Origin of the sequence: Virgibacillus alimentarius, from assembly GCF_000709085.1 — a bacterium.
Lineage (GTDB): Bacteria > Bacillota > Bacilli > Bacillales > Amphibacillaceae > Virgibacillus_B > Virgibacillus_B alimentarius.
On sequence record NZ_JFBD01000001.1, the window covers coordinates 1 to 3,775 of the forward strand.

Here is a 3,775-nt window from a genome sequence, read left to right on the forward strand (position 1 = left end):
TATTAGCAGAATAATACAATTATTTAATCATAAGCAAAGGAATCCAGTATCTACTGAATTCTTTTTTCGCTATTTAGCCGAGTTTTGTCCCAGCCTCTTTCATTTAAATTATTATTCAATTTCCTGACTCCATACCGAAAAAATGTAACTCCAGAAGCAACCGCTATGGCAGGACGACCAATTTTATCAACAAGAATTGCTGTAAAGCGTGAGGGAAGGTACATGACACCTATAAATGCTGCTGCGGATAAGATGAATGGTTTAGCTATAGCTGTGACGGCATTTCCTCATCTGCCTCTCATTGCTTGAGCTTTAGTAACTGGACCTTTGATTGAATTACCTGTACATTCCGTTGTCTCCCAAATGCTGCTTTTCACAAGGAAAAAGAGTAAAAATAAAGGCTATCCTATATAAACCAAGATAACCTTATCTAATCCAACAAACCTTACAAGTTTGCTAAATAAACAATATTTAGTTTAATACTATTTTCTTACAGAATGTTTGTTTTTTAGAACTATCCATAGAATAGACACTATCGTTTAATGATTTGGCGACTTTAAAAGGCGTAATGCATTTAAGATTACTATAATTGCTGCACCTGTATCGCTCAATACCGCCATCCATAAGGTTAACCACCCTGGGAAAATCAATCCTAATGCAATAAATTTAATAATTAAAGAAAACCAAATATTTTGTTTGATAATTGTTAAAGCTTTTCTACTTAATTTAATCGTATACGGTAATTTATCAAGGTTATCGGCCATTAAAACAACATCTGCTGTTTCCATCGCTGTGTCTGTTCCTGTTCCACCCATTGCAATCCCTAAGTCTGCCGTTGCAAGAGCTGGTGCATCATTAATTCCATCACCAACCATAGCAACTTTATTACCCTCTCTTTGTAGTTGTTTCAATGCTGTTACCTTATCTTCAGGCAGTAATTCGGTAAAATAACGATTAATACTCGTTTGTCCTGAAATTCGTTTTGCCGTTCCATCGTTATCACCTGTTAGCATAACAATTTGCTCCATCCCAACCTTACGTAAATGATTTAATGTTTTTACAGTCGTAGTGCGTAAGGTATCTGTTACACTGATAACTCCTAAAACCTTTTCCCTATTTCCAATGATTACAATCGTTGATCCGTATTGTTGTACCGACTGAATTATATGGTCCACACTACTAAGCGAAATATTCATTTCTTCAAATAACCGATGATTCCCAGCGTAATAAACTTTGTTATTAATTGTCGCTTTAACCCCTCTACCGACAATGTTTTTGAATAGTGATCCTTCAGCTTGTAAAATGTTTCGGTCCTGAGCATATTGTACAATCGTTTTTGCAATTGGATGTGTCGAGTGACTTTCTAATGCATAAGCGACGGATAATAGCTCCGTCTCAGAAGTATTTATCGGATGAATTTCAGATACTCTTGGTTTCCCTTCCGTCAGTGTGCCAGTTTTGTCAAAGGCTACAGCATTAATTTTACCAGCAATTTCTAAAAACGTGCCACCTTTGATGAGAACACCGTTTTTGGCAGCATTACCTATAGCGGAAACAATAGCAACTGGTGTTGATATAACGAGCGCACACGGGCAAGCGACAACTAATAAAGCTAACCCTTTGTATATCCATTCACTCCATAAGCCAAATCCAAATAACGGTGGAATGACAATAACCGATATGGCAAGAACAAATACAATCGGTGTATAAATACTTGCAAATCGATCAATAAATGCTTCTGTTGGTGCTTTTTGCTCTTGGGCCTCCTCTACTAAGTGAATGATTTTAGATAGCGTTGTATCTTCAATTAATTTAGTTACCTCAACTTCTAATGAGCCACTTTCATTCATCGTACCCGCATAAACAGCATCCCCGATAATTTTATCCACCGGAAGGGATTCTCCCGTAATAGGTGCTTGATTAACACTTGATTCACCTTGTATAATGTTTCCATCTAAAGGTATTTTATCACCAGGTTTTATAACAATTGTATCGCCAACTGAAACTTCTTCTACAGGTTTTTCTATTAAATCATTGTCTACTCGAATCCATGCCATTGAAGGGGCCATATTCATTAAGTTTCGTATAGACTTTCTCGTTTGATCCATTGAACGGTTTTGCAAGTAAATTCCCAAAGAGTACAACCAAACGACTGTTGCCCCTTCGAACCATTCACCAATAATTGCCGCACCAATAGCAGCCGAAGACATTAATACATTCATATCAAGAGAACGACTTTTCACTGCATAGTAAGCACTTTTAATTGGTTGATAACCATTGATTACAATAGCAATAGCAAATAGAATAGTAGAAACAAACGTTGGAAAACCAATATAAGAACCGACAAAGCCAATCGCAATAAATGCCCCCGAAATAATTGTATTTAATAATTCATGTTTATTTCGTTTATTCTCCACAGGCTTTCTGTCTCTCGTTTGTAAGGATGCATGAAATCCAATTTTAGAAACTTCTTTTAAAATGTCATCTACTGGATTTGTATGTTCTATTCTCATATTTCCAGCAGCAAAACTTACCTGAACATCACTTACTCCCTGAATTTTAATTAAATGGTTTTCTATGCTTTTCGCACAACTACCACAATCCATCCCTTGAACATCATAAATCCGCATCTTGTTATTTTGAAATATCCGTTCAACGGTAAATCCGAGATTTTGCACTGTGCTCTCTAATTGTGCGGATGAATAGTTTCCATTTGCAACAACTTGTAATTTTTCGGTGTTATAATTAACTTTTGCACTAATGACATTTTTTAGGCGTTGTAACCCTTTCTCAATGGTTGATGCACATGAAGGGCAATCCATACCATAAACTCTGTATTCAATTTCCTCCCCTTCCTGTGCCGAATCCACGCCAACAGTCGCCCCTTTAGGATTGCTACAGCAAGATGTTTTCTCTTCTACTGTACTGCAGCAACTCTTGTTGACTGTATCTGATTTAGAACTGGATCCACCAATCCCTTTTGATCCTTCTTCACTACTACAACACGACGCTGTGGCTTTATCCGCTTCAGTACTACAGCTTTGTGTATTAGTACTTTCTTTAGCACCCTCTGCACCACAACAACTGCTATTTGTTACTATTTTTTCTTGACTATTAGAACAACAGCTCATCATATCACCCCCTAAATTATGTGATTTTTACACGTACCTATATCCATATGGATGTCTATTAGAACGTCATCAAACATAGCTAGCAATTGACGTACTTTTTCATTTCGTAATTGATAATAGACAAATTTCCCCTCTTGTCTACTAACAATAAGACCACAACCTCTGAGACAAGCTAAGTGTTGTGATACACTTGATTGATTACCTTCTATCTCATCAACAATTTGCGATACAGTTTTTTCGTTGTCTTTTATGCTGTCAAGAATTTGTATCCTTGTTTTGTGGGAAAACCCATGAATAAACTTCACCTTCGTATCAAGATCTATTTTTGACATGTATTTCTCCCCTTATATATTAGAATAAACTAATATGTTTTATTTACATCATATTAGCATTATCTAATATGTGTGTCAAAAAAAATATCCAATCGAAAGAGCCACTTCATCACTACATGCAGTCAGAATAATCAGTGAGCAGATAATGGCGAGAAAAGTTGTTAACTTCTTCATTGTCTTCCACCTTCAAATTGGTAAATGATGATAAAGTTTGAGTTGCTTTTCTATCTAAAAAACACTCCAATCAGTAAACCGATTGCAAAGAAAGCAAACGCAATTTGTACGAATAGATACATTGCAAATTCAGGACCT

General features: G+C 36.2%; 2 protein-coding genes and 1 pseudogene. 1 reads left to right on the forward strand and 2 read right to left on the reverse strand.

Annotated elements, in window-relative coordinates; genetic code table 11:
• Positions 1 to 261 precede the first annotated feature (261 nt).
• Positions 262 to 414 (forward strand): annotated as a pseudogene (locus GZ63_RS18640) (arsenic resistance protein); the annotation flags it as partial.
• A gap of 125 nt (positions 415 to 539) precedes the next feature.
• Here the strand turns inward: GZ63_RS18640 and GZ63_RS0100010 are convergent.
• On the reverse strand, positions 540 to 3,131 hold the full coding sequence (locus tag GZ63_RS0100010) for a heavy metal translocating P-type ATPase (RefSeq protein WP_084178861.1): 2,592 nt from the start codon (positions 3,129 to 3,131) through the stop codon (positions 540 to 542).
• Positions 3,132 to 3,142: 11 nt separating this feature from the next.
• On the reverse strand, positions 3,143 to 3,463 hold the full coding sequence (locus GZ63_RS0100015; RefSeq protein WP_029265659.1) for an ArsR/SmtB family transcription factor: 321 nt from the start codon (positions 3,461 to 3,463) through the stop codon (positions 3,143 to 3,145).
• Positions 3,464 to 3,775: the final 312 nt, after the last annotated feature.